We start from the raw sequence: 25,669 nt of genomic DNA on the forward strand, positions 1-25,669 counted from the left end.
TACCCGGAAGGAGACGTACGCGGCACGGCCGCCGGCTCCCCGCCGACTCGAAGCCGCGGGCCGAAGGGCTGGTCCGGCCGGCTCCCGGAGCGCCCGCGCCGGCCGGGGGCGGCGATCCGCGGAGCGGGCCGTCCGCCGAACCCGTCTTCCGGCCCCGGTCACGGGCCGGGAGGCGACCGCGCGACGAGGGGACGGAGCGCATGCTCATGCGGGGGCTGCCCGTCCGGCGAACGCCCGGGTGAGCGGCCTGTCCCGAGCGGCACTTCCCCTCACCGAATAGTCTGCGTGGCCATGATGCGCGCTTGGATCCTGCCGACGCTGCTCGTGCTCTGCGGTTCGGCCGTCGCGACCGGACTGGTCCTCGGCGGCAGCCCCGGCGGGGCCGCGGCGATCCTGCCGGTGTTCGTGCTGCTCGCGGGGGTGAACTCGCCCTTGGTCTTCCCGAGGCCGATCGGCGCGCTGGAGGCGGAACGCCGCAGCGCGGCCGACGGCCGGCCGGTCGTCTACTGGCGGCCGGGCTGCAAGTACTGCCTGCGCCTGCGCATCCGGCTGGGCCGCAGCGCCCGCCGGCTGCACTGGGTCGACATCTGGCGTGACCCGGTTGGAGCGGCGACGGTGAGGGCGGCCAACGGCGGCGATGAGACCGTGCCGACTGTCGTCGTGAAGGGCCGGCCGCACACCAACCCCGATCCCGAATGGGTGCGCGGACACCTCCCCTCCTCCGTGTGATCGGGAGCGGTGCACCACCGGAGCGGCGCCCGGGGGCCGAGAGGCCGTCGCCCGGGGCCGCTCGCGGCCGGCTGCCCGAAGACCGTTCCGGACCGACTGGCGTCCTGCGGGTTTTACGTATAACCTCTCCCGTCAACCACCCGTCCCGAAAGGCGCCGATGTCACGCATCGCCCTGGTCGCCCTCGTCGTCGACGACTACGACGAGGCGATCCGCTTCTACACCGGGGCCCTCGGCTTCCGGCTCGCCGAGGACACGCCCCGCCCCGACGGCTCCCGCTGGGTCGTCGTGGAGCCGGACGGTCCGGCACCGGGGGCCGCGCTGCTGCTTGCCCGCGCCAAGAACGAGACCGAGCGCTCCCGGATCGGCGACCAGACCGGCGGACGCGTCGGCTTCTTCCTGCACACCGACGACTTCGCCCGCGACCACGCCCGGATGCGCGCCGCCGGCGTGCGGTTCCTGGAGGAGCCGCGGCACGAGCCGTACGGCTCGGTCGCCGTCTTCCAGGACCTGTACGGCAACCGCTGGGACCTGCTCCAGCCCGCCGCCGGCTGACCCCGGCCCGCGCCCCGCCGGCGACTTCGGCCGACGCCTTTCCGGGCGTCGGCCCCGACCGACGCCTTCCCGACCGACGAAAGACGCCCCACGCATGACCGCGCCCCGCATCGACACCGACACCCTCCACCGGCTGCCCAAGGCCGTGCTGCACGACCACCTCGACGGCGGCCTGCGCCCCGCCACCGTGGTGGAGCTCGCGGACGCGGTCGGCCACCCCCTGCCCGCCACCGACCCCGACGAGCTCGCCGCCTGGTACTTCGCGGCCGCCAACTCCGGCGACCTGGTCCGCTACATCGCCACCTTCGAGCACACCCTCGCCGTCCTGCAAACCCGCGAGGGCCTGCTGCGCGCCGCCGAGGAGTACGTCCTCGACCTCGCCGCGGACGGCGTCGTCTACGGCGAGGTGCGCTACGCCCCCGAGCTGATGCTGAAGGGCGGGCTGACCCTGTCCGAGGTCGTGGAGACCGTGCAGGAGGGCCTGGCGGCGGGCATGGCGAAGGCGGCGGCCGCGGGCACCCCGGTCCGGGTCGGCACTCTGCTGTGCGGGATGCGGATGTTCGACCGCAGCCGGGAGATCGCCGACCTCGTCGTCGCCTTCCGGGACGCCGGTGTCGTCGGCTTCGACATCGCCGGCGCCGAGGACGGCTTCCCGCCCGCCGACCACCTCGCCGCCTTCGAGCACCTGCGCCGCGAGAACGTGCCGTTCACCATCCACGCCGGCGAGGCGCACGGCCTGCCCAGCATCCACCAGGCGATCCAGGTGTGCGGCGCCCAGCGCATCGGACACGGGGTGCGCATCACCGACGACATCCCCGACCTCGCGGCCGGCAAGCTCGGCCGCCTCGCCGGCTGGGTGCGCGACCGCCGGATCGCCCTGGAGATGTGCCCGACCTCCAACCTGCAGACCGGCGCCGCCGCCTCGATCGCCGAGCACCCGATCACGGCCCTGAAGGACCTCGGTTTCCGCGTCACCCTCAACACCGACAACCGCCTGGTCTCAGGCACGACGATGACCCGCGAGATGTCGCTGCTGGTGGAGCAGGCGGGCTGGACGCTCCAGGACCTGCGCACGGTCACCGTGAACGCCCTCAAGAGCGCCTTCCTCCCCTTCGACGAGCGCAGGGCCCTCGTCGAGGACGTCGTCCTGCCGGGCTACGCGGCCGTGCTCTGAAGGAGCCCCCGCACATAGGCGGCCTGTCCGACGTGCTGCAGATCGTCGGACAGGACGCTGACCAGCCGCACGCCCAGGGTGACCGGCGGGTCCCAGTTCTCGTCCACGACGCGTTCCAGGTCCTTCGCGGTCAGCTCCCGCAGCGCCCCGAGGGTCTGCTCGTGCACGGCCTCGTAGTAGCCGGTCAGCAGGTCGGCGGAGTCGACCCGCACCTTGCCGACCTTCGCGGAGCTGTGGCCGTACCCGGTGTCGTGGCGCGGCAGTCCGAGACCGAAGCGTTCCTCCCAGCCCTGCGCCAGCCACACCTGCTCCAGCCCGAAGGCGTCCGCCACGTGGTCGTCCTGGACGCGGGTCAGGTGCCAGACCAGCCAGGCGATCGAGTTGGCGTCCGCGGCCGGGCGGGCGTTCAGGCCGTCGGGGCCGAGGCCCCCGACGGCGGCATGGACCTCTTCCCGGATGCGGCCGTAGCCGTCGATGAGGATGTCCTTCGCGTGCATACGACCACCATGGCGCACTCCCCGCTCACCCGCCGCCCGTTTCCAGCAGCTCCATGAGCGCCCGCGCCGCCGGGCTGGTGGCCTGCGGGGGCGGCAGCAGGGCGACGGTCTCGTACACCGTCTCGCCGGTGCCCTTCACGGGCAGGGCGGTCAGCGAGGCCCGCTTGAGCCGGAAGTGGCGGGGCACGACGGCGATGCCGAGGCCCTCGTCCACCAGGTCGAGCAGGCTGTGCACGTCGTTCACCTCCAGCGCGACGCCGCGCCGCACGCCCGCGGCGGCGAACACGGCGTCGGTGGTGCGGCGCGGCCCCCAGTCCGGATGGAAGTCGACGAACACCTCGCCGCCCAGGTCCTCCGGCGTGACGGCGGCGCCGGCGGCGGCGAGCCGGTGGCTGGGATGGCACAGCACCGTCATCGGCTCCCCGGCCAGCGGCACCGACCGCAGCTGGTCGCTGTCCTCCCGGGTGCGGACCGCGAACGCCAGGTCCAGGCGCCCGGCGGCGACCTCCTCCGCGAGCGCGCCCGAGCCCGCCTGCCTGAGGGAGATCTCCACGTCCGGGTGGCGCCGCCGGAACGCGGCCAGCAGTCCCGCCACGTTCACCCCCGCGATGCACTGCTCGCTGCCGAGGGCGAGCATGCCGCGCAGCACGCCCTGCACCGCGGCCACCGCCTCGTGCGCGGCCCGCACCTGCGCGAGGATCCGCTCCGCCTCGCCCAGCAGCGCCCGCCCGGCCGGGGTGAGCGTCACCCGGCGGGTGGTCCGCACGAACAGCGGGGTCTGCAGCTCCCGTTCCAGCGCCCGGATCGAGGCCGACAGGCCCGACTGGGACACCATCAGCCGTTCCGCCGCCCGGGTGAAGTGCCGGTCCTCGGCGACCGCGACGAAGTGCTGGAGGTGGCGCAGTTCCATGACTGAGAAGCGTATCCGCTGAATCTCATCGGATTCTTCTGTTGGACCCATGCCCGCAGGTCGCGCCAGAGTGGACCCCGGTTCCTCCGGCACCGGTCCCGTACACCGGTGCCGCCCGTGCCGACCTCCTGGAGTCGCGTTGTACACCGCACACCCCGACCGCTACGCGGAGATGCCCTACCGGCGCACCGGACGCAGCGGCCTGAAACTTCCCGCGCTCTCGCTCGGCCTGTGGCACAACTTCGGCCCGGACCGCCCCGTCGAGACCCAGCGGGCCATCCTGCGCCGCGCCTTCGACCTCGGCGTCACCCACTTCGACCTGGCCAACAACTACGGCCCGCCGCCCGGCGCCGCCGAGTCGGCGTTCGGCGAGGCGCTGCGGGCGGACTTCGCGCGGTACCGCGACGAGCTGGTCATCTCCACCAAGGCCGGCTACCTGATGTGGCCCGGCCCATACGGCGAGTGGGGTTCGCGCAAGTACCTGCTGTCCTCGCTCGACCAGAGCCTGAAGCGGATGGGCCTGGACCACGTCGACATCTTCTACTCGCACCGCCCGGACCCGGACACTCCGCTGGAGGAGACGATGGGCGCCCTGCACTCGGCGGTCCAGCAGGGCAAGGCGCTGTACGTCGGCGTCTCCAACTACACCGCGGAGCAGACCCGCGAGGCCGCCCGCATCCTGCGCGAGCTGGGCACCCCGCTCCTCATCCACCAGCCGCGCTACTCGATGCTGGACCGCCGCCCGGAGACGGAGGGCCTGCTGGACACCCTCGACGAGCTCCAGGTCGGCTCCATCGCCTATTCGCCGCTGGAGCAGGGCGTGCTGACCGCCCGCTACCTCGACGGCATCCCCGAGGACTCGCGGGCCGCGAGCGACAGCCCCTTCCTGAACTCCGACGCGCTCACCGAGGATCTGGTGGCCCGGCTGCGCCGGCTGAACGACATCGCCGGCTCCCGCGGCCAGTCCCTGGCCCAGATGGCCCTGTCCTGGGTGCTGCGCGGCGGGCGCGTGACCTCGGCCCTGGTGGGCGCGAGCAGCCCGCGGCAGCTGGAGGACAGCGTCGCGGCCATCCGCAACCTCGATTTCGACGCCGAGGAACTGGCCCGGATCGACGCGGTCGTCCAGCCGTAGCGCGCCCGCGGCGACGGAGCCGGCCGCCCGCCTCCGGCACCGCCCCGGCCCGCTCCGCCGGGGCGGTGCGGTGCCGGTGCGCGGGCCCCTCGCCCGGCGGGCCCCGGGGCCGGGAACCCGTCACCGGAGCCGTCGCGTTTCGGCCAGAAACCAGGACGAATATGCCAGGAGACTGGCCGGAAAAATGTGGTGACAGTGTTTCAGTAGTCAACATACTCGACAGCGAGAGCGCTTCACGTCACGCGATGGCGCCCTCACGCACAGCACACGAGCCGCGCGGGAAGCCGGGCCGGGCCGGCGGGCGGGCCATGCAGCGGGGGAGGTCGAGGTGCACGACGAGTTCCTGTGCCATGTCACCGCGTACGGGGCCTGCGACGGCCGGCGCATCGGCGTCCCCCTGGGAACCTACCGGGCGCCCACGCTCGCCCTCGCCCTGTGGTGGCTGCGGGACCGCGCCTCCTGGATCGCCCAGCGCCTCGACCCGCAGCCCGACACCGGGCACGTGCCCCCGGGAGCGCTCGTCCCGGTCGCCGACACCGTGCCCGACGTGCCCACCGTGCTGCGGGCCTGGTGCGGCGACGTCACCCGGCAGGAACAGGCCGCCGACGAACTGGCCGCCGGACGGCTGGTGCGCATCGCCGTCAGCGACGACACCACCGAGTACGAACTGCTCGCCGAGTCGGTGGACGCCCTGCGCATGCAGCGCACCCTCCCCGCGCTGATCGTGTCCGTCGCCTGAGGACCCGGCCCCACACCAGGCGCACATCTGGGCGAATCGCTAGAATCCTGGCATGGCGGAACGGCCGGCCGCGCCCCCCGCGCCCGAACTCCTCCTGGAGACCGACACCGGCTCCACGGTGATGAGTCCGAACCGCGACTACCACGTCGGGCGCGACCCGTTGAGCGACATCGTCCTCGACGATGCCCGGGTCTCGTGGCACCACGCGGTGCTCCGGCCCGAGGACGGCCACTGGACGATCGAGGACGCCGACAGCACCAACGGCACCTACGCCGACGGCCACCGCGTCCACGCCTGGGACGTGGGCCCCGGCACCGTGATCCGCTTCGGCAACCCCTCCGACGGCCCCCGCGCCGTACTGGCCGCCCCTCCCGCCCCGGCCCCGCAGCGCCCGCCGGCCGCCACCGCGGTCCCGGAACCGGGCCGGACGGGCACCCGCCGGCAGCCCACGACCGTACGGCCGCTGCCCAGCCGCACCGTCCGCATCGGCCGCGCCGCCGACAACGACCTCGTCCTCGACGACCTGGTCGTCTCCCGCCACCACGCCGAACTGCGCGTCCTGCCCGACGGCACCTACGAGATCGCCGACCTCGGCAGCCACAACGGCACCTACCTCAACGGCCGGCCGGTCACCCGCGCCCCGGTCGGCCGGGAGGACGTCGTCGGCATCGGCCACTCGGCGTTCCGCCTCGTCGGCGACCAGCTCCAGGAGTACGTCGACACCGGCGAGATCTCCCTGGAGGTGCAGGACCTCACGGTCACCGTCGACCGCGGACGCAGGACGCTGCTGGACCACGTGTCGTTCCCGGTGGGGGAGAAGTGCCTGCTCGCGGTCGTCGGCCCGAGCGGCGCCGGAAAGTCGACCCTGCTGGGCGCCCTCACCGGGCAGCGGCCCGCCGGCCACGGCGCGGTGCTCTACGACGGCCGCGACCTGTACCGCGACTACGCCGAACTGCGGCAGCGCATCGGCCTCGTCCCGCAGGACGACGTCCTGCACGCCCAGCTGACCGTCCGCGCCGCCCTGTCCTACGCGGCCGAGCTGCGCTTCCCGCAGGACACCGCGCAGGCCGAACGGCGGGCCAGGGTCGAGGAGGTGCTCCGGGAACTGGGCCTTCAGGAGCGGGCCGCCCAGCCCGTGCACAGCCTGTCGGGCGGACAGCGCAAACGGGTCAGCGTGGCCCTGGAACTGCTGACCAAACCGTCGCTGCTCTTCCTCGACGAGCCGACCTCCGGCCTCGACCCGGGCATGGAGCGCTCGGTGATGCACATGCTGCGCGGCCTCGCCGACGACGGCCGCACGGTCGTCGTGGTCACCCACAGCGTGCTCAGCCTGGACGTGTGCGACCGGCTCCTCGTCCTCGCGCCCGGCGGGAGGACCGCCTACTACGGGCCGCCCGAGGACGCCCTGCCCTTCCTCGGCTTCACCCAGTGGCCGGAGGCCTTCGAGGCCTTCGAACGCGACCAGGACCGGGACTGGGCGGGGGAGTACCGCGCCTCGCCCCTCCACCGGCGCCACGTCGCCGACGCCACCGCCAACCCCCGCCGGCCCCGCTCCGGTCCGGTCGTCATCACCCCGCCGCCCCGCCCGCGCAGCCGGACCGCCCAGCTCGGCACGCTGGCGCGCCGGTACACCGCCGCGCTGAGCGCCGACCGCACCTTCCTCGTCATCACGATCGCGCTGCCGTTCGTGATGGGGGTGATGGCGCGGGCCCTGGCCGCCGGCCGGCTGACGTCCGAGACGGCGCTGAACACGCTGCTCGTCCTGTGCGTCGGCGCCGTGCTCACCGGCGCCGCCAACGCCGTGCGGGAACTCGTCAAGGAGCGGGCGATCTACCAGCGGGAGCGGGCGGTGGGCCTGTCCAGAGCGGCGTACCTGATGTCCAAGGTCGTCGTGCTGGGCACGGTCACCGTGCTGCAGGCGGTGGTGCTCACCCTGATCGCCCTGGCGGGCGTGGACCTCGGCGCCCCGGGCGGCGAAGGCGTGCTGATGCCGCCCCTGGCCGAGATCACGGTCGCCGTGGCGCTGCTGGCGTTCACGGCGATGATGCTCGGCCTGCTGGTCTCCGCGCTGGTGCGCAAGGAGGAGGCGACGATGCCGCTGCTGGTGCTGCTCGCCCTCGTCCAGGTGGTCTTCTGCGGCGCCCTGCTCCAGCTCCACGGCGTGCCCGGCCTGGAGCAGCTGTCCTGGCTGGTGCCCGCCCGCTGGGCGCTCGCCGCCATGGCCGGCACCGTCGGGCTGGCCCGGACCGTGCCCGGGAAGCTCACCGACGACCCCTTGTTCGAGCACACGCCGGGCGTCTGGCTGCTCGACACCGGCCTGCTGGTGGCGCTGTCGGTGCTCCTCGGCCTCCTGGTCTCCCGGCTGCTGCGCCGGCACGAACCCGCCGTGATGCGGAAGTAGGCGACCGCGATGACCACCTCCGGCTTCCGCCCCACCCACGTCGTCCCGCGGCACGGACTGCCCGCCTGGGAGGCCCCCGACCCCGCCCGGCCCACCGTGCCCCTCGACCCGCTGCTGCCGGTCCGGCTCGTCGAGCGGCGCGGCGACTGGGGACACGTGCTGTGCTCCAACGGCTGGTCGGCCTGGGTCGACGGCCGGCTCCTGGTCGCCGTGCCCCAGGACCCGCCCGCCGCCGACGGCCCCGAGGGCCGCGCCGCCGACCCGCGCCCCCTGCTCGCCCGCGCCGAGCAGGCCCTGGCGCGCTACCGGGACGCGGTCGAGGAACTGATGGGCGGCGGCCTGGACGGCGAGTCCTTCCGCGCCCGCACCCGCGGACTGCGCGTCGGCGTCGTCGTCGACGGGGAGTCCGTGTGGCTCTACGACCCCGGGCAGGGGCGATGGGCGTACGGGGACGGGACACGGCTGAGCACGTACGCCGTCGACGACGCGCCCGCCGGGAAGCCCGGCCGCGCCCCCGCGCGCACGGCGACGCCCACCGCCGCGGACCCGGGCTGCGCCCCCACCCGGGTCGTCACCCCCGACGGTGACCGCTGATGCCGCGCGAGAGCCGCCCGTTCTCCGGCACCGCCGGCGACCTGACCGGCCGTACGGTGGCGGGCTACCGCATCGAGGCCGAGCTCGGCCGGGGCGGCATGGCCGTCGTCTACCGCGCCCGCGACCTGCGCCTGGAACGCACCGTGGCGCTGAAGCTGCTCGCCCCCGAACTCGCCCGCAACGACACCTTCCGCCGCCGCTTCACCCACGAGTCCCGGGTGGCCGCCGCCATCGACCACCCGCACATCGTGCCGGTCTTCGAGGCGGGCGAGACGGACGGCGTCCTGTACATCGCCATGCGGTACGTCGCCGGCAGCGACCTGCGCCGCCTCCTGGACCGCGCGGGCCCGCTGCCGCCCGCCCCGGCGCTGCGCATCGCCGCCCAGGTGGCCTCCGCGCTCGACGCGGCCCACGAGCACGGCCTGGTCCACCGGGACGTGAAACCCGGCAACATCCTGGTGGACCGCGGCACCGACAGCGACCACCCGGAGCACGTCTACCTCACCGACTTCGGCCTGACGAAGAAGTCGCTGTCGCTGACCGGCTTCACCACGGTCGGCCAGTTCGTCGGCACCCTCGACTACGTGGCCCCCGAGCAGATCTCCGGCCGCCCGGTCGACGCGCGCTGCGACGTCTACGGCTTCGCCTGCGTCGTCCACGAGATCCTCACCGGCCGCCCGCCCTTCCTCCGGGACGACGACATGGCCCTGCTGTGGGCCCACCAGTACGACGAACCGCCGTCCCTGACCGAGTCCCGCCCCGACCTCCCCCCGCGGGCCGACGCCGTGCTCGCCCGGGCCCTGGCCAAGAGCCCCGACGACCGGTACGACACCTGCCTCGCCTTCGTCGCCGCCCTCCGCGCGGCCGTGCGCGGCGCGCCGGCGAAGGCGCACCCGCCGACACGGGTGGACCCGGGGGCCGCACCCCCGGCGGGGGAGCGGCCCCCGTCGCCGCCGCGCTGGGCCGCGCCGGTCCTCACCCCGCCGGCCCGGTGATCCGGGGGAAACCCCGGCGGAGCGCCGGCCACGGTCCGCCCGCCGGGTCCGGCGGCGCCCGCGCGCGTCGCCGGCCTCAGCCCCTCCCGGCCGCCGCCCGCGCGGCGGGGCCCGACGGGAACCAGCCGGCGGTGCCCGGCCCGGATCGCCGGGCGCCGCCGTCACTCCCGGACCAGGCCGCCCAGCGGCGCGCGGCGCGCGCGGACCCTGCGGTGGCAGATGCGCCAGCCCTCCGCGCCGCGCACCACGGTGTCCTCGTACGTCACGGACCCGCACGAGCCGTCCGCCAGCACGCCCAGCCCCTTGGAGCGGGCCAGGACCCGGCCGTCGGCCACCTCCTCGATCACCACGTTGGTCACGTGGTGCGCCACCGGATTCGCCGCGCCCAGCGCCACCGCCGCCTCCTTGAGCGCGGCGAGCCCGGTGAGCCGGCCCTGCCCGAAGTCGGACAGGTCGTAGACCACGTCCGGGGTGAACACCTCCGGGCAGCGGTCCAGTCGCCCCTCGTCGACCAGGTGCCCGTGCAGGGCGATCAGCTCGACGACGGCCAGCCGGTCCGCCACGGACAACGCCCCGTCGAACCCCTGCCGCGACCCGGTGCGCACATCCCTGTCCGACGTCATCGCTTCCCTTCCTCTCCGGCCGCGCCCCGGCGGCCCGCCGGCCGTGCCAGCAGCGCGCCGAGGAAGCCGGCGACCAGCCCCCACAGCAGCGCCAGGCCGAGCGCGGTCCACACCTGCGGTCTCAGGAACAGCTCCCCGGACAGCGCCCCGCCCAGGTCGCCGATGCCGGGCACCGACAGGCCGTAGTACGCGGAGACCCGGCCGACCAGGCAGATCATCAGCACCGTCAGCGCGAGCGCGACCGCCATGCGCACGGCGTGCCGCCAGGCCCGTGTCCGGGCCGGTGACCGCGCCGCCATCACGAAGGCCGCGCCCAGCAGCAGCACCGCGTCCACGGCGACGAGCCACCACACCCGGCCGTCGTGCTCCGCCAGGGTGCGCAGATTCACGGCGGAGACGTCCGGGGCGCGCAGCACCTGCTCCAGCGGGCGCGGCATCGGCAGCCCGAACGACTCCTCCACCCGGCCGTGCCAGGTGGCGCCCAGGCCGATGGTGAGCGCCGGCCACGCCAGGTTCGGCAGGCCGAGCAGGACCACCGCGGACGTCCTCGCCGCGTGGCCCCGGGTCGCGGCGACGACGAGGGCGACGACGAGCCCCACGACGATGTACGCGAGCAGCAGGACGACCATGGCGTGCGCCGCCGGCCGCACCGCCGCCCGGAAGCGCAGCAGCCGCCCCGGCAGCGGGGCGCCGCGCGCCACCAGCAGGGCCAGCGCCAGGACGCCCGCCAGCCACAGCAGGCCGAAGAGCAGGGTCGGCCACACCGCGGTGGTGAAGCCGATCCGCGGCGAGACGCCGAACAGGTCTGCGAGGCCCTCCAGGACGGCGTCGCCGAGGGGGACGCTGAAGGTCTGACGGGCGGCGAGGGCGAGGCCGAGGAGGGCGAGCAGCCACAGGACGGCGATCCGGCCCGCCCAGCCGGCCAGCTCCCCGGCGCCGGCGACCGCCCGGTACCGCAGCGGCCGCAGGAAGCCCCAGGCGGTCACCAGGGCCCCGGCGAGCGTCACCGACAACGGGATCACGGTCAGCTCCGCCCGGGCGGTGACGAGCCCGCCGGTGTCGTCGGCCGGCTCGACCACGCCGCCGACCGCGGTGACGACGGTCGCCGCGACGATCCGCGGGAAGGCGTCGCCGGGCAGGTCGGCGGCGCCGGCCGCCCACAGGCCGAGCGCCGCGACCACGCCCATGGCGGCCAGTCCCGCCAGCACCGCGACGAGGGCCTGCACCCAGCCGTGGCGGGCGGCGGCCCGGCCGGAGGGGGTACGCGCGCTCACGCTGCCACGCTAAGCAGCCCCCCGGCGGTGCGCCCGCCGAAGGGCCGCCCGCGTCCGCCGGGAGGGTCGTCCGGGCCGGGTTGCGCACGCCGCGGGGCCGGGGCGCACAATGAGCTGAGGGGGGACAGAACGGCGCACAGCGTGCGGAAAGCCGTGCCAATTCCCGCGGGAAGAAGAGTCCGTGAGCGTCGAACCGCCGTCCTCCGGCCACCCCACAGGACCGCCCTCGGGCCCGCTGTCGGGCCCGCCCCGGCCGCCCTCGGGCCCGCCGTCGCAGCCGCCGGCACCGGGCGGGGACGCGGGCGCCCCGCGGCCGCGCCGGCCGTGGTGGAAGTCCGTGCCCCGGGTCGCGGTGCTCGCCGCCGTCGTGGCCGTCGCCGTGGCCCTCGGGCTGGTCCTCTCCCGCTCCGGCGGCGGTTCGGGCGAGGACGGCCGGGTCGCGGAGAGCGGCGAGGTGTTCCTGCAGGCGGCGGACAAGGCGGGCCCCGACCCGTTCACCGAGTCCACCGCGAAGGACAGCTCCCTCCCGCCAGTGTCCCCCTCCCCGTCCACCGGGGCCCCGGAGAACGCGGTGCGCGGCGTAAACGGCGGATCGCCGGGCCTGTACGGCGGCACCCGCAACGCCGCCAGCTGCGACGTGGAGCAGCAGATCCGGTACCTGCGGGCGGAACCGGAGAAGAACCGCGCGTTCGCCTCGGTGGCCCGCGTCGACGCCGCCGACGTCCCCGGTTACCTGCGCGCGCTCACCCCCGTGCAACTGCGCATGGACACCCGCGTCACCAACCACGGCTACCGCGACCGCCGCGCCCACGCCTACCAGGCCGTCCTGCAGGCGGGCACGGCGGTGCTCGTCGACGACCGCGGCGTCCCCCGCGTGCGCTGCGCCTGCGGCAATCCGCTGACCCCGCCGGTCGCCCAGCAGGCCGGGCTGAGGAGGACCGGCGACTCCTGGCCGTCCTACCACCCCGCGAACGTCGTCGTGGTCGTCCCGGCGCCACGGACCGTCCACCACTTCGTCCTCTACGACCCCGACCGACGCGAGTGGATCTCCCGCCCCCGGGGCGACACGGGCGCCGGGGACCGCGAGACCCGGCCCCCGGCCGACCGGCCCTCCCCGTCGCTGAGCGTCTCCCCTCCGACGGAGCCGGACTCGCCGGCTCCGGACACCGGCTCGCCGTCCCCCGATCCCCCGACGAGCCGGCCCCCGTCGCCGGAGTCACCCGCCGGGTCCCCGTCGCCCGAGCCGCCGTCCGGATCCGCGCCGGGCGGCTCGGACACGCCGCCCCGGTCGGAGCCCGCGCCCGGGTCGCCCGGCTCGCCCGGCTCGCCGGGCTCGCCCGAGCCGCCCGGGTCCCCCGCACCCTCGCCGGAGGGGTGAGTCAGCCCGCCCGGACCACCAGGGCGTGGTCGCCGAGCCCCAGCAGCCGCTCGGCCGGCAGGTCGCCCAGCGTCGTGCGGACCGCGGCGATCCGTCCGCTGGCCGGATCGAAGACGACGTCCAGGACCGTTCCGCGCTCGTCGCCCGCCTCGGTGAGGACCCTGTGGCCCAGCACGTCGTGGCGGGGCGGCGGCGCGGCCGGGGCGGCGGCCGGGCCGACCACGACGGCGTCCGGACCGACCGCGCGCACGGCCTCCCAGGCCAGCACGGTCCGCCGGCGGAGACGCCGGCCACGGACCCGGATGTGCGTGACCGTGCCGGACGTGACGTCGACGGCCAGGGACGACAGCACGCCGATCCGGGCGGCCCCGGCCGAGGTGACCACCGGCAGGCCCGTCAGTCGGGAGAACAGCATCACGGCAGCCGGCCCCTCCGGGGGGTGTGGAAGGCGCCGGCCCGGACCGCGAAGGCCGGGACGTCGTCGGTGACGTACCGCAGGGCGTCCGCGGGGACGACCAGATCCCGGCCGGAGACGTCGAGGTCCGCCCCGCGCGGCAGGTACACCCTGCGCCGGTGGTGCCTCGAGCCGGGCGCGATCCCCCTGCTCGCGGCGATCCGGAAGCCGACGACCCGGCCGCTGGTGCCGCCCTCCACCACGACGTCCAGCACCGTGCCGACCTCGGCGCCCGCCTCCGTCACGACCCGTGCCCCCAGCACCCGGCCCCGCCGGGCATCCTGATGCGCGGCCACCACGGCCGTGCCGGCCAGGGCCCGCCGGTCGCGTACCATGACCGCGTCGTGCCCCAGCGCATGCACCCCCGGCCAGGGCAGGCTCCGGTCCAGCGGACCCGACAGCAGGCCCGGGCCACTGAGGGTGAAACCGGTGATGCGCCCGGCCCGCGCGTCGAAGACGGTGTCCTTGACGTGGGCGACGGCGTCGCCGCCCAGCGTGACCACGGGCAGGGTCGTCAGGCTCCGCGCGGACATCGGCTCGTTCATCGCACGCCGCCCTTCCGCCGGACCGGCGGAAGCCCTGGCCGGGCCGCTCAGCCGGTCGCACACCTTCCGGGTGCCCCGCCGGGCTGCGACGATGCCCACAGTGCGGGCCCCGGGGGACTGCCGGGCCCGGCTCGGGGTACCAGGACTGGTGCGGCAGCGTCCGGCCAGTCCGGCGCCCGAGAGAGAGACGCATGATCGAGCACCTGGACGGGGCAGTGATACCGACTGGTTTCGACGTGCCCGTGGAACCGCTGCGGCGGACGGCGCACTACACCGGCGAGCCGGGATGCATCGCCGAGGCACGGTCCTTCGCCGCGCAGTTCCTGGAGCAGCTCAGGACCGAGTGGTGCGCCCCGGTCGACGACCGGGCCGACGGCGCGGTCCTGCTGGTCGTCAGCGAGCTGGTCACCAACGCCGACCGGCACAGCGACGGGCCGTACATCCTGGAGCTGGAGGGCACGGGCGCCTCCGTGAAGGTCTCCGTCTACGACAGCAGCGCCGCCCTGCCCCGGGCGTTTCCCCGCGACCCCGAGCGCATCGGCCGGCACGGCCTGGAGATCGTCAAGGCGCTGGCGCGGGAGGTCACCGTGGAACGGGTGCCGGTCGGCAAGCGGGTGTGCGCCGTGGTGCCGTTGAACGGCGGATGAGCCGCTCGCCCGGTTCTTCGGGGGGACACCGGCTTCGGGCCACCGGGACGCTGATGCCGCCCCACGTACGCGGTGGGGCGGCATCAGCGTCCCGGTGCGGGGCGGCCGGCGCCGCCGGGCCGCTCAGGCGCAGCCCAGCTCGCCCAGCATCCCCTCGCGCAGCCGAGTGATGATCTTCTTGATCAGACGGGACACGTGCATCTGCGAGCAGCCGAGCTGTTCGCCGATCTCCGCCTGGGTGGCCTCCTCCACGAACCGCATGTGGATGATCCGCCGGTCGCGTTCGCTGAGTTCGGCCATGAGCGGGGCGAGCGAGTGGAAGTCCTCGACGAGCCGCAGCCCTTCCTCCTCCACGCCGATGAAGTCGGCGAGCACGGCCTCGCCGTTCTCCGGCCCGTCACCGGTGAGCGCGGCGTCCAGCGACGAGGAGTTGTACCCGTTGGCGGCGATCTGCGCCTCGACCACCTCGCTCTCGCTGATGTTCATCAGCGTGGCGAGCTCGGCGACCGTCGGCTCCCGGTCCAGGCGGCTCGCCAGCTCCTCGCGGGCCTTGGCCAGCTCCACGCGCAGCTCCTGCAGCCGCCGCGGCACGTGCACCGCCCAGGTGGTGTCACGGAAGAAACGCTTGATCTCGCCGACGATGTACGGCAGCGCGAAGGAGGTGAACTCGACCTCGCGGGACAGCTCGAACCGGTCGATGGCCTTGATCAGGCCGATCATGCCGGTCTGGACGATGTCCTCCATGTCGTCGCCGCGGCCCCGGAACCGTCCGGCCGCGAACCGCACGAGCGACATGTTCATCTCGATCAGGGTGTTGCGCGCGTACTGGTACTCGTGGGTGCCTTCCTCGAGCTCCGTCAGGCGCTGGAAGAACTGGCGGGACAGCTCCCGTGCGTCACGCGGGGCCACGCTCCGCGGGTCCACGACTCCCGGCAGTGGCCCGTCTGCCGTCCGGGTGCCGGCGGTCTCCTCGACGACCTGTGCCTCCGACCGGATCACGGCGGTGTCCATTACCTCTCCCACGAAAGTCACGGTACTCGACGTCCTCCCTGATGTCCTTCCCAGTCGCGCCTACCCGGGGAGCGGCCGTGCATTCCTGCCGTTTTCGCGGGAGGCGGAAAATCGGCGGCGGCCCCGTCCGCGGCCGCGGCCGCTTCCCGCGGCGACCGCCGCCGAGGGACCGGGGCCCACCCGGCCCGAGCGACGTTTCCGCTGGTGGGAGACGGTACGGCGGTCCGGGGCGGCGGGCCCGCGCAGCGGCGGCGGTCCCGCAAGGCCCCGGCCGGGCCGGCGGGACCGCGGCCCGGGACGGGGTGCGCCGGACCGCCGAGGGGCCGCCGCCCCGCCGCCCCGCCGCCCCGCCGCGCCGGCCCCGCCGTCTCCGTCGTCCCCGCCCTGATTCTCCTCAGGGCAGAACACTTGTCCCTTCCCCTGGAGCCCGGGACTTCTAGGCTGAGGGCCGTGACCAACCAAGCGCCGAACGAAGCCCGCGTCATCCCCCTGCGCCCGCCGGCCACGCGTCCGCGGCCCGGTTCGGGGCCCCGGCCCGCCCCCGCCCCCAGGGAGCCCCTGTGGCGGGACCTGGTCGGCGACGTCCTGCGCCGTGAGCGTCTCGCCCAGGAACGCACGTTGAAGGACGTGGCGGAGGCGGCCCGGATCTCCATGCCGTACCTGTCGGAGGTGGAGCGCGGCCGCAAGGAGGCCTCCTCGGAGGTCCTCGCGGCCGCCGCCCACGCCCTCGGCCTGGGCCTGGGCGACCTGCTGTCGCGGGCCCAGGACGAACTCGTCCGCGTCACCGCACGGCACACGGGCCGCGGCCGGGGCGCCCCGACGCCGTCGTACGACGGACTGTGCCTGGTGGCCTGACGGCCGGCGCCTCAGACGCCGACGAGGCGCCGGGTGAGCACCTCGTCGGCCAGGCCGTACGCCACGGCCTCCCCGGCGGTGAACACCTTGTCGCGGTCCATGTCCGCGCGCAGCGTGGCGACGTCGTGGTGCGTGTGCCGCGACAGCACCTCCTCGACCTGGGAGCGGATCCGCACCATCTCCTTGGCCTGGAGCGTCAGGTCGGAGACCGTGCCCCGGGCGCCGCCGGTGGCCGGCTGCCCCAGCAGCACCCGCGCGTGCTCCAGCACGAACCGCCGCCCGGGGTCCCCGCCGGCCAGCAGCACGGCCGCCGTGGACGCCGCCTGCCCGACGCAGAACGTCGAGATCGGGGCCTGCACGAACGTCATCGTGTCGTAGATCGCCATCAGCGAGGTGAACGAGCCGCCGGGGGAGTTGATGTAGATCGCGATCTCGTTCTCCGGCGCCGCCGACTCCAGATGGAGCAGTTGCGCGATGACGACGTTGGCGACGCCGTCGTCGATCTCGGTGCCGAGAAAGATGATCCGCTCGTTCAGCAGCCGGCTGAACACGTCGAAGGACCGCTCGCCCCGCGGGGTGCGCTCGATGACGTTCGGAATCGTGTACGTGCCCATGCCTACAGTCCCATCCGTCGCCGGGTCGCGGCCGGGCGGACGTCCGCGAGGGACTCCACGACCCGGTCCACCATGCCGTACTCCCTGGCCTGTTCGGCCGTGAACCAGCGGTCGCGGTCGCCGTCGCGGGAGATGGTCTCCGGACTCTGCCCGGTGTGCTCGGCGGTGATCCGCTCGATGGTCCGCTTGGTGAACTCCAGGTTCTGCGCCTGGATCTCGATGTCCGCGGTGGTGCCGCCGATGCCCGCCGACGGCTGGTGCATCATGATCCGCGCGTGGGGCAGGGCGTAGCGCTTGCCGGGCGTGCCGACGCTGAGCAGGAACTGCCCCATGCTGGCGGCGAACCCCATGGCGAGCGTGGAGACGTCGTTGGGGATCAGCCGCATCGTGTCGTAGATGGCCAGGCCCGCGTGCACCGAGCCGCCGGGGCTGTTGATGTACAGGCCGATGTCGGTGCGGGGGTCCTCCGCGGACAGGATCAGCAGCTGGGCGCAGACCCGGTTCGCGGAGACCTCGTCGACCTGGGTGCCCAGCAGCACGATCCGCTGCGCGAGCAGCTGGGCGGCCAGGTGGTCGTCGAACCGGGTCGGAGGGGTGTCGCCCTCCTCGGCGCGGGGCAGCGGTACCGGCCCCGGACCGGCGGTGAATGGAGACATCGGCGCTCCCTGTGGTCGTGTCGTCCGTCGACGCGTGCGGCGTCGTCGGCGCGGCGCGGGCCGCCGCGGTCTCCACTGTCGGCCGGGCACCGGGGCCGTGGGGGATTTCCCGGCTCACAGCAGATTCGCCACGGGCAGAGCGGTCACCCGGTCCGCTGCTCGCGCACCCGCCGGAGGAACGCCCGTACGCCGCCGGCCGGCGGGCCCCGGCCGGCGGGTGCGGCCCGGGCGGACCGTGGAGGCCGTCGGGGCCGCGCCGCGGGAGGTCGACGCGGAAGGGCCGGACGGCGTCGGCGGGCGGGGACGTCATGACCGGACGCCGGGGACGGGAAGGGGGCCCGCGGGACGATCCGGCTCCCCGCCGATGAGTTCCGCGGCGCGGGCCGGTCGACAGGGGTGACCGCGTTCCACACCCAGGAGGCAGCCATGACCACCGACGGATTCACCACGTGTCTCTGGTTCGACGACCGGGCCGAGGAGGCCGCCCACCACTACGTCTCGATCTTCGAGAACTCCCGCATCGGACGGATCGGCCGCCGCACCGAGGCCGGTCCCGGCCCCGCGGGCTCCGTCCTGACCGTCGAGTTCACGGCCAACGGGCAGAAGTTCGTCGCGCTGAACGGCGGCCCGGAGTTCACGTTCAACGAGGCGATCTCCTTCCAGATCCTCTGCGCGGACCAGGCGGAGGTCGACCACTACTGGACCAGGCTCACCGAGGGCGGCGGCGAGGAGGGCCCCTGCGGCTGGCTCAAGGACAGGTACGGGGTGTCCTGGCAGGTCGTCCCGGAGCGGCTCATCGAGATGACCACCGACCCGGACCAGGAGAAGGCGGGGCGCGCCACCCGGGCGATGCTGTCGATGGGCAAGCTCGACATCGCCGCCCTGGAGAAGGCCTACGCGGGCGAGTGACCCCGCCCGCCCCGCGGGGCGGGCCCGCCCGGGGCGAGCGGCTCGGGCACGGCGCACGGCAGCAGCGGTCCCGGCCGGGGTGGCCGGCGCTGCCCGTGGGCCGCGCTCTCCACCGCCCCGGGACGGCGGGGGAGCCGCACCACCAGGTCCGCGCCCAGGCGGAGCCCGGCGTTCTCCGTCCCGGAGGACACCGGGCGCTCCACGGGCGGGTCCGCCCGCGCGGGAACCGTCCGGCGATCAGCCGGCGGACGAGCGGAGCGTCGACGACCGCCTCGTCCGCGTGCGTCCTCCCCGGCTCACACGTCCGTCCCGTCCCAGCCGCCCGCGCGCGGTGCGCCGAACGGTTTCCCACCGCCGGGCGCACGGTGGACGTCATCCGCCGGCGCGGGCTCGTCGACTGGTGTTCGGACGGCGGTCATCCGGCGTCCCTACGGTGCGCGCCATGAGAAGAACTTCGATCATGCTCGGCGCCGCCGCCCTCACCGTCGCGCTGGCCCTCCCCGCGGCGGCCCACGGCGGCCACGGGGGCGGCGGCTTCGGACGCGCCACCCTCACCGGGTTCGCCTCGCTCCCGGCCGAGACCTTCGTCCCGGACAGCGAGCCGTCCGGCGCGCTCATCGGCGCCGGACCGTTCAACGGCATCGCCGCGCCCTTCGCCGACCAGCCCGTGCAGGGCTTCAGCGGCATCGTCGACCGGCACGACGGCACCTTCGACGTGCTGTCCGACAACGGATACGGCAACAAGGCCAACAGCGCCGACTACCTGCTGCGCGTCCACCGGATCAAGCCGGACACGAAGACGGGGAAGATCAGGGTGCTGGGCGGCTTCCACCTCAGCGACCCCCGCCACAAGGTCCCCTTCGCGCTCACCCGCGCCGACCGGGTGCTGACCGGTGCCGACTTCGACGTCGAGTCGATCGTGCGGGCGGCCGACGGCACCTACTGGATGGGCGACGAGTTCGGCCCGTTCCTGCTGCACTTCGACACCGGGGGGCGGCTCCTCGAAGCCCCGATCGCGCTGGACGGCGTGCGGGCGCCGGAGAACCCCCACCTGGACGGCGCCCAGCCGACCATCGGCAGCAGCAAGGGCTTCGAAGGGCTGGCCCGCTCCGTCGACGGCCGCCGCCTCTACCCGCTGCTGGAGGGCACGGTCACCGGCGACACGCCCGGCGACCTGCGGTTCAGCGAGTTCGACCTGCGCAGGCGCGCCTACACCGGTAAGCGGTACGTCTACCGCCTGGAGTCGCCCTCCCACGCCATCGGCGACGCCGTCGCCGTCGACCGCCACCGCTTCCTGGTCATCGAACGCGACGGCGGGCAGGGCGACACGGCCGGGTTCAAGCGGATCTACCTCGCCGACACGCGCGACCGCGACGGCGACGGGCTGATGGACAAGACCCTGGTGGCCGACCTGCTGGACATCGCCAACCCCAAGGGCGTCGGCGGTTTCGGCGAGACCTTCCGCTTCCCGTTCCAGACGATCGAGGACGTGGTCCTCCTGGACGACCGCACCCTGGCCGTCCTGAACGACAACAACTTCCCCTTCTCGTCGGGCCGCACCCCGGGCGAGGCCGACGACAACGAGTTCATCACCATCCGGCTGGGCTCCCGCCTGCACGCGGATCCGCGCGCGTTCCGCTGACCCGTCCGACGGGGCCCCGCCGCACCCGGGCGGACGGTTCCGGCCGGGCTCCGCGACGGGCGCCCCGTCCGGCCGTGGCATGATCGGATCCATGCGTGAACGTGTTGTGGCCGCGTGCGACGGGGCTTCGAAGGGAAACCCCGGGCCGGCGGGCTGGGCCTGGGTGGTCGCCGACGGGACGGAGACGCCGGCCCGCTGGGAGGCGGGGCCGCTCGGCCGGGCCACCAACAACGTCGCCGAGCTCACCGCGCTGGAACGCCTGCTGGCGGCGACCGACCCGGACGTACCGCTGGAGATCCGCATGGACTCGCAGTACGCCATGAAGGCGGTCACCACCTGGCTGCCCGGCTGGAAGCGCAACGGCTGGAAAACGGCCGCCGGCAAGCCGGTCGCCAACCAGGACCTGGTCGTGCGCATCGACGAACTGCTCGACGGCCGCACGGTGGAGTTCCGCTACGTGCCCGCCCACCAGGTCGACGGCGACCCGCTCAACGACTTCGCCGACCGCGCCGCCAGCCAGGCGGCCACCGTCCAGCAGCCCGCGGGCAGCGACCTGGGTTCGCCGGAGCCGCCGCCCGCACCGGATACCCCGCAGGCCAGGGCCCCGCGCCGCCGGACCGGCGCGTCCCGGCCGCGGGGCGGCGGCTCCGCGCGCACCCTCAAGGCGAAGTTCCCCGGCCGCTGCCGGTGCGGACGCTCCTACGCGGCCGGGGAACCCATCGCCAGGAACGACCAGGGCTGGGGCCACCCGGAGTGCCGCACGGCGACGGCCGGCTGACCGGGGGCCGGAGCCCCGCCGGTCAGCCGGCCGTCGGAAGCGATGCGGTCACGTGACCGCCCGGGGCGAGCCGGTCACACGACCGCGCCGCGCCAGCCACCGGTCTCCTGGCCGCGCTCCTCGATGAACTCCTTGAAGCGCTTGAGGTCGCCCTTGGTCTGGCGCTTCACCACCCCCAGCTTGTCGCCGACGGTCTCGGTGATGCCCTCGGGGCTGTAGTCCATCTGCAGCATCACCTTGGTGTGCTGGTCGTCCAGCCGGTGGAAGGTGACGACACCGGCCTGCCGGGACTCGCCGCCGATGGTGGTCCAGGCGACCCGCTCGTCCGGGATCTGCTCGGTGATCTCCGCGTCGAACTCCCGGCGGACGCCGTCCACGTTCGTCACCCAGTGGGTGAGGGTGTCCGTGCGCTGCTCGATGCGCTCCACACCGCCCATGAACTCCGGGAACGTCTCGAACTGCGTCCACTGGTTGTAGGCGGTGTGCACCGGGACGCCGACCTCGATGGATTCCTCTATCTGCGACACGTGGATCTCCTTCGGTCTTCCGTCTTCGGGTTCGCCGCGCGAGTACCCCCGACGCGCCCGGTGAACCGTTATCTTCCCGGCGAACCGTCACTTTCCCGGCCGTCGCCCGGTGTCGGAGGCACGAGGCGGCGCGGCCGGCCGGAGCCTTCGGGGCCATGCCGGTCACGGCTTCACCGCCCCGCTCCGGGGGCCGCCTCCGGCCGTGCCGCCACCCGGCGGACGACCGCGGGCGGGAGGGGAACGCCCTCCCCGGGGCGGACCGTTCCCGGCGGTGCTCCCGCGGACCGGCCCGCCGGACCGGCGCGCCGCGTGCCGCGGAACCCTCCCGGAGGGAAGCCGCCGGAGCGGGATGACAGACTGACGCCATGGAAGAACGCGCATTCGACAGGTTGGGCCGGTCCGCGTCCGTGGTCGGTCTGGGCACATGGCAACTGGGTGCCGACTGGGGAGACGTCGACGACAAGGAAGCCCTGGCGGTGCTGGAGACGGCGGCCGAGTCGGGGGTGACCTTCTTCGACACGGCGGACGTCTACGGCGACGGACGCAGCGAGCAGACCATCGCCGCGTTCCTGCGCGGCCGGCCCGATCTGAGCGTGCTGGTCGCCACCAAGATGGGCCGCCGCGTCGACCAGATCCCCGAGAACTACGTCCTGGACAACTTCCGGGCCTGGAACGACCGTTCCCGCCGCAACCTCGGCGTGGACCGCATCGACCTGGTGCAGCTGCACTGCCCGCCGACGCCCGTCTACTCCGCGGACGAGGTGTTCGACGCCCTCGACACCCTGGTCGAGGAGGAGCGCATCGCCGCCTACGGCGTCAGCGTGGAGACCTGCCGGGAGGCGCTGACCGCGATCGCCCGGCCGAACGTGGCGAGCGTGCAGATCATCCTCAACCCGTTCCGCATGAAGCCGCTGCGCGAGGTCCTCCCGGCCGCCCGGGAGGCCGGCGTCGGCATCATCGCCCGGGTGCCGCTCGCCTCCGGCCTGCTGTCCGGCAAGTACACCAAGGACACGGTCTTCGCCGCGAACGACCACCGCGCCTTCAACCGGCACGGCGAGTCCTTCGACCAGGGCGAGACCTTCTCCGGCGTCGACTACGACACGGGCGTCGAGGCCGCCGCCGAGTTCGCGGCCCTCGCGCCCGAGGGGTACACGCCGGCCCAGCTGGCGCTGCGCTGGATCATCCAGCAGCCGGGTGTGACCACCGTGATCCCGGGCGCCCGCTCGCCCGAGCAGGCCCGCGCCAACGCGGCCGCCGCCCGGCTGCCCGAGCTGTCCGAGCGGACGCTCACCGCGATCCGCGACCTGTACGACCGGCGGATCAAGGACCAGGTGGAGCACCGCTGGTAGCGCCGCGCTCCACCGTCACGGCACCAGGCGCAGCTGCCGCTCCTGCTCCTGGTCGCCGGAGACGGACCCCTCGTCGCGGGTCGTGAAGGCGTGCGCCAGCGTCTCGCTCGCCGCCGCGACGGCCTGCGGGGTGCCCTGGACGGTGACCGTCACCGGTTCGGACAGCCGGTCCGCGCCCGTCCCGGGCTCCGTCGCCGCCGTCGGCTGCGACGGAGAGTTGAAGACGGCCGTGCGCACCGTGGCGTGCTCGTTGGACGGCGCCTCCTCCGGCGCGCCGAACACGCCCTCCAGGGTGCGGACGACCGTCCGCACGTCGTCGATGCCACCGCCGCTGAGGGTCACGGTGAGCTGCGTGTCGGACATCCTGGGCGACCTCCTCGTCCTCTGTGTCAACGCGGTCCGTGTAACCGGCCGCTGATCGCTCAAACAGCACCCGTCTGACAGGACGGCCCGCGAGGGGGAACCCGCCGCGCAGGGGACAGCCGCAGCCACCGGGAGGCACCGTGCCGAACACGGCGGACGGGACGATGAGGCGCAGAGGGCGCAACGAGACGGAGGAGGAGCGAGCGGACCGGATGTGGCAGGAGCTGATCCAGGAGGTCCGGGTCGCTCAGATGGGCGTGCAGATCCTGTTCGGCTTCCTGCTGACCGTGGTGTTCACACCGAAGTACGACGACCTGGCGGACACGGACCGGACGATCTACCTCGCGACGGTCGTCCTGGGCGCCGCCGCGACCGGCGCGCTGATCGGGCCGGTCTCCCTGCACCGGCTGGTCTCCGGGCGGCGGGTCAAGCCGCAGGCGGTGCGGTGGGCCTCCCGGCTGACCCTGCTCGGCCTGGTGCTGCTGCTCGCCACCACCACCGCCTCGCTGCTGCTGATCCTCCGGGTCGCGAGCGACGACGGCTTCGTGCCCTGGCTGGTCGTCGGCGTGGTCGGCTGGTACCTGCTGTGCTGGTTCGCGCTCCCGCTGTGGACCCGGCACCGGTACACCTCGCGGTGAGACACCTCCCGGGCCGCCCGGATCAGCCGCTGGCGAGGATCTCGGCCAGGAAGTCGTCGACCCTGACCTCCTCCCGGCCCGGCTCGACGACCGCGTGGGTCTCCCGCAGGAAGGCCGCGATCGCCGGAGCCCACGCGAACACCACGGCGTGGTGGCGGCCGCCGTCGGGCCGGACGTCGCCGAACAGCTCGATCCGCAGTTCCCCCCACACGCCCTGCGAGACGGGACGCAGCCGGACGTCGCCCACGCCGACCGGACGCGCGAGTCCGGCGGCGAGCATCTCCCGGTCCAGCCGCCACCGGGCGAGCACACGGCCGTCGTGGCTGAAGACGACGGTGACGGCGAACGGGTCCGCGGCGTCGTAGCTCAGGTGGGCGAGCACGGGGAAACGGTCCGTGTCGCCCGCCTGGAGCTGCACCACCAGGGTCTTGTGCACGAGGGAGGAGTTCACGAAAAAGCCTCCGGGGAGTACGGACGTAGAGCCCTCTAGTACCCCGTGCGCGCACAAGATGCCCGGTCGGCCGAGTGATCTTCGAAGAAGCCGCCGCGGGCGGGGCCCGGATCCGGGTGGGGCCCGGATCCGGGGCGGGTCAGCCCAGGGCCTCGCGCAGCGCGGGCAGCAGGGTCTTCCCCGCCCAGTCCAGGAACGCGGGCTGGGAGTCGCCGCCGATCTGCACGAGGGCGATCTCGGTGAACCCGGCCTCGGCGTACGGACGCACGGCCTCGACGAAGGCCTCCGGGTCGTCGCCGCACGGGATCGACCCGGCCACGTCGTCGGGGGTGACGAACTGCGTGGCGGCCTCGAACGAGTCCGGGTGGGGCAGCTCGGAGTTGACCTTCCAGCCGCTGCCGAACCAGCGGAACTGCGCGTGGGCGCGCTCGACCGCCGCGTCCCGGTCGGGGTCGTAGCACACCGGCAGCTGGCCCACGCGCGGCTTGCCCTCGCCGCCGTGCCGGTCGAACGCCTCCAGGAGCCCCGGCTTGGGCTCGGTGGCGATCACCAGGTCGGCGTACTTGCCCGCGAGAGTGCAGGAGCGCTCGCCGGAGACGGCGATGCCGATGGGCGGCGGGTTGTCCGGCAGGTCCCACAGCCGGGCCGACTCCACCTCGAAGTGGGTGCCGCGGTGGTTCACGTGGCCGCCCTGGAACAGCGCCCGGATGATCTCGACGGCCTCCTCCAGCATCTCGTGCCGCACGTCCACCGACGGCCAGCCGCCGCCCACCACGTGCTCGTTGAGGTTCTCGCCCGAGCCGAGCCCCAGCCGGAACCGGCCCCCGGACAGCAACTGCATCGTCGCCGCCTTCTGGGCCACGACCGCCGGGTGGTAGCGGAACGTGGGGCACGTCACGTACGTCATCAGCGGGATCCGCGACGTGGCCTGGGCCGCGGCGCCCAGCACACTCCACGCGTACGGCGCGTGCCCCTGCGAGCGCAGCCACGGGAAGTAGTGGTCCGAGGTCACCGAGAAGTCGAAGCCCGCCTCCTCGGCCCGCACCAGATGGTCCACGAGGTCACGGGGACCGGCCTGCTCGGTCATCATCGTGTATCCGATCTGCACCATGACCGCCGGGTCCCCGGCTCGCGGCAGCCGAAAACGGTGCGGGCCCGGATACCCGCCGAAGGGACGACGAGCCGGTCCCGAAGCCCTGGCCGGCGCCCGGGCTCACTCGGCGCCGTCGG

General features: G+C 74.4%; 29 protein-coding genes. 16 read left to right on the forward strand and 13 right to left on the reverse strand.

What is annotated here, in order from left to right; all coding sequences use genetic code 11:
* Positions 1-291 precede the first annotated feature (291 nt).
* From ACIBAI_RS08310 to ACIBAI_RS08320, 3 genes are all read left to right on the forward strand, one after another.
* The gene (locus ACIBAI_RS08310) at positions 292-729 is read left to right on the forward strand and encodes a glutaredoxin domain-containing protein (RefSeq protein WP_399032068.1); all 438 of its coding nucleotides are present in this window, start codon (positions 292-294) and stop codon (positions 727-729) included.
* Between the two features lie 158 nt (positions 730-887).
* Entirely contained in the window at positions 888-1,283 is a 396-nt protein-coding gene (locus ACIBAI_RS08315; RefSeq protein WP_399032070.1) for a VOC family protein, read from the forward strand.
* A 94-nt stretch (positions 1,284-1,377) separates the two neighbouring features.
* Positions 1,378-2,457: an adenosine deaminase gene (locus ACIBAI_RS08320; protein WP_399032072.1), complete on the forward strand. Its 1,080-nt coding sequence runs from the start codon at positions 1,378-1,380 to the stop codon at positions 2,455-2,457.
* Here ACIBAI_RS08320 and ACIBAI_RS08325 read toward each other — a convergent pair.
* Together ACIBAI_RS08325 and ACIBAI_RS08330 are read right to left on the reverse strand one after the other, a co-directional pair.
* The gene (locus ACIBAI_RS08325; RefSeq protein ID WP_344606662.1) at positions 2,439-2,954 is read right to left on the reverse strand and encodes a DUF664 domain-containing protein; all 516 of its coding nucleotides are present in this window, start codon (positions 2,952-2,954) and stop codon (positions 2,439-2,441) included. The genes ACIBAI_RS08320 and ACIBAI_RS08325 overlap by 19 nt on opposite strands.
* Positions 2,955-2,979: 25 nt before the next feature.
* Positions 2,980-3,864, reverse strand: a complete 885-nt coding sequence (locus ACIBAI_RS08330; protein WP_399032074.1) for a LysR substrate-binding domain-containing protein — start codon at positions 3,862-3,864, stop codon at positions 2,980-2,982.
* Positions 3,865-4,003: 139 nt separating this feature from the next.
* Between ACIBAI_RS08330 and mgrA the strand changes: the two genes are divergently transcribed.
* From mgrA to ACIBAI_RS08355, 5 genes are all read left to right on the forward strand, one after another.
* Positions 4,004-4,996 carry an L-glyceraldehyde 3-phosphate reductase gene (gene mgrA, locus ACIBAI_RS08335; RefSeq protein WP_399032076.1) on the forward strand — a complete coding sequence of 331 codons (993 nt, stop codon included), beginning with the start codon at positions 4,004-4,006 and terminating at the stop codon, positions 4,994-4,996.
* Between the two features lie 328 nt (positions 4,997-5,324).
* Positions 5,325-5,735 carry a hypothetical protein gene (locus ACIBAI_RS08340; protein ID WP_399032078.1) on the forward strand — a complete coding sequence of 137 codons (411 nt, stop codon included), beginning with the start codon at positions 5,325-5,327 and terminating at the stop codon, positions 5,733-5,735.
* Positions 5,736-5,787: 52 nt separating this feature from the next.
* Positions 5,788-8,136 (forward strand): FHA domain-containing protein, encoded by a 2,349-nt coding sequence (locus ACIBAI_RS08345; RefSeq protein WP_399032080.1) that lies wholly within the window; start codon positions 5,788-5,790, stop codon positions 8,134-8,136.
* A gap of 9 nt (positions 8,137-8,145) precedes the next feature.
* A complete protein-coding gene (locus tag ACIBAI_RS08350) occupies positions 8,146-8,730 on the forward strand; it encodes a hypothetical protein (protein WP_399032082.1) in 585 nt (194 codons plus the stop codon).
* Positions 8,730-9,725, forward strand: coding sequence for a serine/threonine-protein kinase (locus ACIBAI_RS08355; protein ID WP_399032084.1), 996 nt, complete (start codon positions 8,730-8,732; stop codon positions 9,723-9,725). The genes ACIBAI_RS08350 and ACIBAI_RS08355 overlap by 1 nt, the downstream gene beginning before the upstream one ends.
* Before the next feature lie 161 nt (positions 9,726-9,886).
* Here the strand turns inward: ACIBAI_RS08355 and ACIBAI_RS08360 are convergent, their stop codons facing one another.
* Complete coding sequence (locus ACIBAI_RS08360; protein WP_399032086.1) at positions 9,887-10,348, reverse strand: nuclear transport factor 2 family protein; 462 nt, start codon at positions 10,346-10,348, stop codon at positions 9,887-9,889.
* The gene (locus ACIBAI_RS08365) at positions 10,345-11,622 is read right to left on the reverse strand and encodes a streptophobe family protein (RefSeq protein ID WP_399032088.1); all 1,278 of its coding nucleotides are present in this window, start codon (positions 11,620-11,622) and stop codon (positions 10,345-10,347) included. The genes ACIBAI_RS08360 and ACIBAI_RS08365 overlap by 4 nt, the downstream gene beginning before the upstream one ends.
* Positions 11,623-11,803: 181 nt before the next feature.
* Between ACIBAI_RS08365 and ACIBAI_RS08370 the strand changes: the two genes are divergently transcribed.
* Positions 11,804-13,000 (forward strand): DUF6777 domain-containing protein, encoded by a 1,197-nt coding sequence (locus ACIBAI_RS08370; RefSeq protein ID WP_399032090.1) that lies wholly within the window; start codon positions 11,804-11,806, stop codon positions 12,998-13,000.
* Between the two features lies 1 nt (position 13,001).
* Here ACIBAI_RS08370 and ACIBAI_RS08375 read toward each other — a convergent pair whose 3' ends face one another.
* Both ACIBAI_RS08375 and ACIBAI_RS08380 read right to left on the reverse strand, forming a co-directional pair.
* The gene (locus ACIBAI_RS08375) at positions 13,002-13,415 is read right to left on the reverse strand and encodes a PRC-barrel domain-containing protein (protein ID WP_399032092.1); all 414 of its coding nucleotides are present in this window, start codon (positions 13,413-13,415) and stop codon (positions 13,002-13,004) included.
* Positions 13,415-13,999 (reverse strand): PRC-barrel domain-containing protein, encoded by a 585-nt coding sequence (locus ACIBAI_RS08380; protein ID WP_399032094.1) that lies wholly within the window; start codon positions 13,997-13,999, stop codon positions 13,415-13,417. The genes ACIBAI_RS08375 and ACIBAI_RS08380 overlap by 1 nt, the downstream gene beginning before the upstream one ends.
* A 191-nt stretch (positions 14,000-14,190) precedes the next feature.
* On the opposite strand from ACIBAI_RS08380, the gene ACIBAI_RS08385 reads away from it, so the two are divergent.
* Positions 14,191-14,646, forward strand: a complete 456-nt coding sequence (locus ACIBAI_RS08385) for an ATP-binding protein (protein WP_344606683.1) — start codon at positions 14,191-14,193, stop codon at positions 14,644-14,646.
* Positions 14,647-14,769: 123 nt separating this feature from the next.
* Here ACIBAI_RS08385 and ACIBAI_RS08390 read toward each other — a convergent pair whose 3' ends face one another.
* A complete protein-coding gene (locus ACIBAI_RS08390; RefSeq protein WP_344606749.1) occupies positions 14,770-15,657 on the reverse strand; it encodes an RNA polymerase sigma factor SigF in 888 nt (295 codons plus the stop codon).
* A gap of 450 nt (positions 15,658-16,107) precedes the next feature.
* On the opposite strand from ACIBAI_RS08390, the gene ACIBAI_RS08395 reads away from it, so the two are divergent.
* Positions 16,108-16,512: a helix-turn-helix domain-containing protein gene (locus tag ACIBAI_RS08395; RefSeq protein ID WP_399032097.1), complete on the forward strand. Its 405-nt coding sequence runs from the start codon at positions 16,108-16,110 to the stop codon at positions 16,510-16,512.
* 11 nt (positions 16,513-16,523) lie between these two features.
* On the opposite strand, the gene ACIBAI_RS08400 is transcribed toward ACIBAI_RS08395, so the two are convergent.
* Positions 16,524-17,126, reverse strand: coding sequence for a ClpP family protease (locus tag ACIBAI_RS08400; protein WP_399032098.1), 603 nt, complete (start codon positions 17,124-17,126; stop codon positions 16,524-16,526).
* Positions 17,127-17,128: 2 nt separating this feature from the next.
* Positions 17,129-17,782 (reverse strand): ATP-dependent Clp protease proteolytic subunit, encoded by a 654-nt coding sequence (locus ACIBAI_RS08405; RefSeq protein WP_399032100.1) that lies wholly within the window; start codon positions 17,780-17,782, stop codon positions 17,129-17,131.
* Between the two features lie 426 nt (positions 17,783-18,208).
* Here ACIBAI_RS08405 and ACIBAI_RS08410 point away from each other — a divergent pair, with 426 nt between their 5' ends.
* From ACIBAI_RS08410 to ACIBAI_RS08420, 3 genes are all read left to right on the forward strand, one after another.
* A complete protein-coding gene (locus ACIBAI_RS08410) occupies positions 18,209-18,691 on the forward strand; it encodes a VOC family protein (RefSeq protein WP_399032102.1) in 483 nt (160 codons plus the stop codon).
* Positions 18,692-19,133: 442 nt separating this feature from the next.
* Entirely contained in the window at positions 19,134-20,333 is a 1,200-nt protein-coding gene (locus ACIBAI_RS08415) for an esterase-like activity of phytase family protein (protein WP_399032104.1), read from the forward strand.
* Positions 20,334-20,412: 79 nt separating this feature from the next.
* Complete coding sequence (locus ACIBAI_RS08420; protein WP_399032106.1) at positions 20,413-21,111, forward strand: ribonuclease H; 699 nt, start codon at positions 20,413-20,415, stop codon at positions 21,109-21,111.
* A gap of 74 nt (positions 21,112-21,185) precedes the next feature.
* Here ACIBAI_RS08420 and ACIBAI_RS08425 read toward each other — a convergent pair whose 3' ends face one another.
* Complete coding sequence (locus ACIBAI_RS08425; RefSeq protein ID WP_344606697.1) at positions 21,186-21,638, reverse strand: SRPBCC family protein; 453 nt, start codon at positions 21,636-21,638, stop codon at positions 21,186-21,188.
* Positions 21,639-22,003: 365 nt separating this feature from the next.
* On the opposite strand from ACIBAI_RS08425, the gene ACIBAI_RS08430 reads away from it, so the two are divergent.
* Positions 22,004-22,987 (forward strand): aldo/keto reductase, encoded by a 984-nt coding sequence (locus tag ACIBAI_RS08430; RefSeq protein ID WP_399032108.1) that lies wholly within the window; start codon positions 22,004-22,006, stop codon positions 22,985-22,987.
* Positions 22,988-23,002: 15 nt separating this feature from the next.
* Here the strand turns inward: ACIBAI_RS08430 and ACIBAI_RS08435 are convergent, their stop codons facing one another.
* Positions 23,003-23,350 carry a hypothetical protein gene (locus tag ACIBAI_RS08435; RefSeq protein WP_399032110.1) on the reverse strand — a complete coding sequence of 116 codons (348 nt, stop codon included), beginning with the start codon at positions 23,348-23,350 and terminating at the stop codon, positions 23,003-23,005.
* Between the two features lie 164 nt (positions 23,351-23,514).
* On the opposite strand from ACIBAI_RS08435, the gene ACIBAI_RS08440 reads away from it, so the two are divergent.
* Positions 23,515-23,988 carry a DUF6328 family protein gene (locus tag ACIBAI_RS08440; protein WP_399032111.1) on the forward strand — a complete coding sequence of 158 codons (474 nt, stop codon included), beginning with the start codon at positions 23,515-23,517 and terminating at the stop codon, positions 23,986-23,988.
* Positions 23,989-24,010: 22 nt separating this feature from the next.
* Here ACIBAI_RS08440 and ACIBAI_RS08445 read toward each other — a convergent pair whose 3' ends face one another.
* Both ACIBAI_RS08445 and ACIBAI_RS08450 read right to left on the reverse strand, forming a co-directional pair.
* The gene (locus tag ACIBAI_RS08445; RefSeq protein ID WP_399032113.1) at positions 24,011-24,439 is read right to left on the reverse strand and encodes an SsgA family sporulation/cell division regulator; all 429 of its coding nucleotides are present in this window, start codon (positions 24,437-24,439) and stop codon (positions 24,011-24,013) included.
* A 139-nt stretch (positions 24,440-24,578) separates the two neighbouring features.
* Complete coding sequence (locus ACIBAI_RS08450; protein ID WP_399032115.1) at positions 24,579-25,550, reverse strand: LLM class F420-dependent oxidoreductase; 972 nt, start codon at positions 25,548-25,550, stop codon at positions 24,579-24,581.
* Between the last annotated feature and the right edge of the window lie 119 nt (positions 25,551-25,669).

The organism is Streptomyces sp. NPDC051041 (genome assembly GCF_044456065.1).
Classification (GTDB): Bacteria; Actinomycetota; Actinomycetes; order Streptomycetales; family Streptomycetaceae; genus Streptomyces; species Streptomyces glaucus.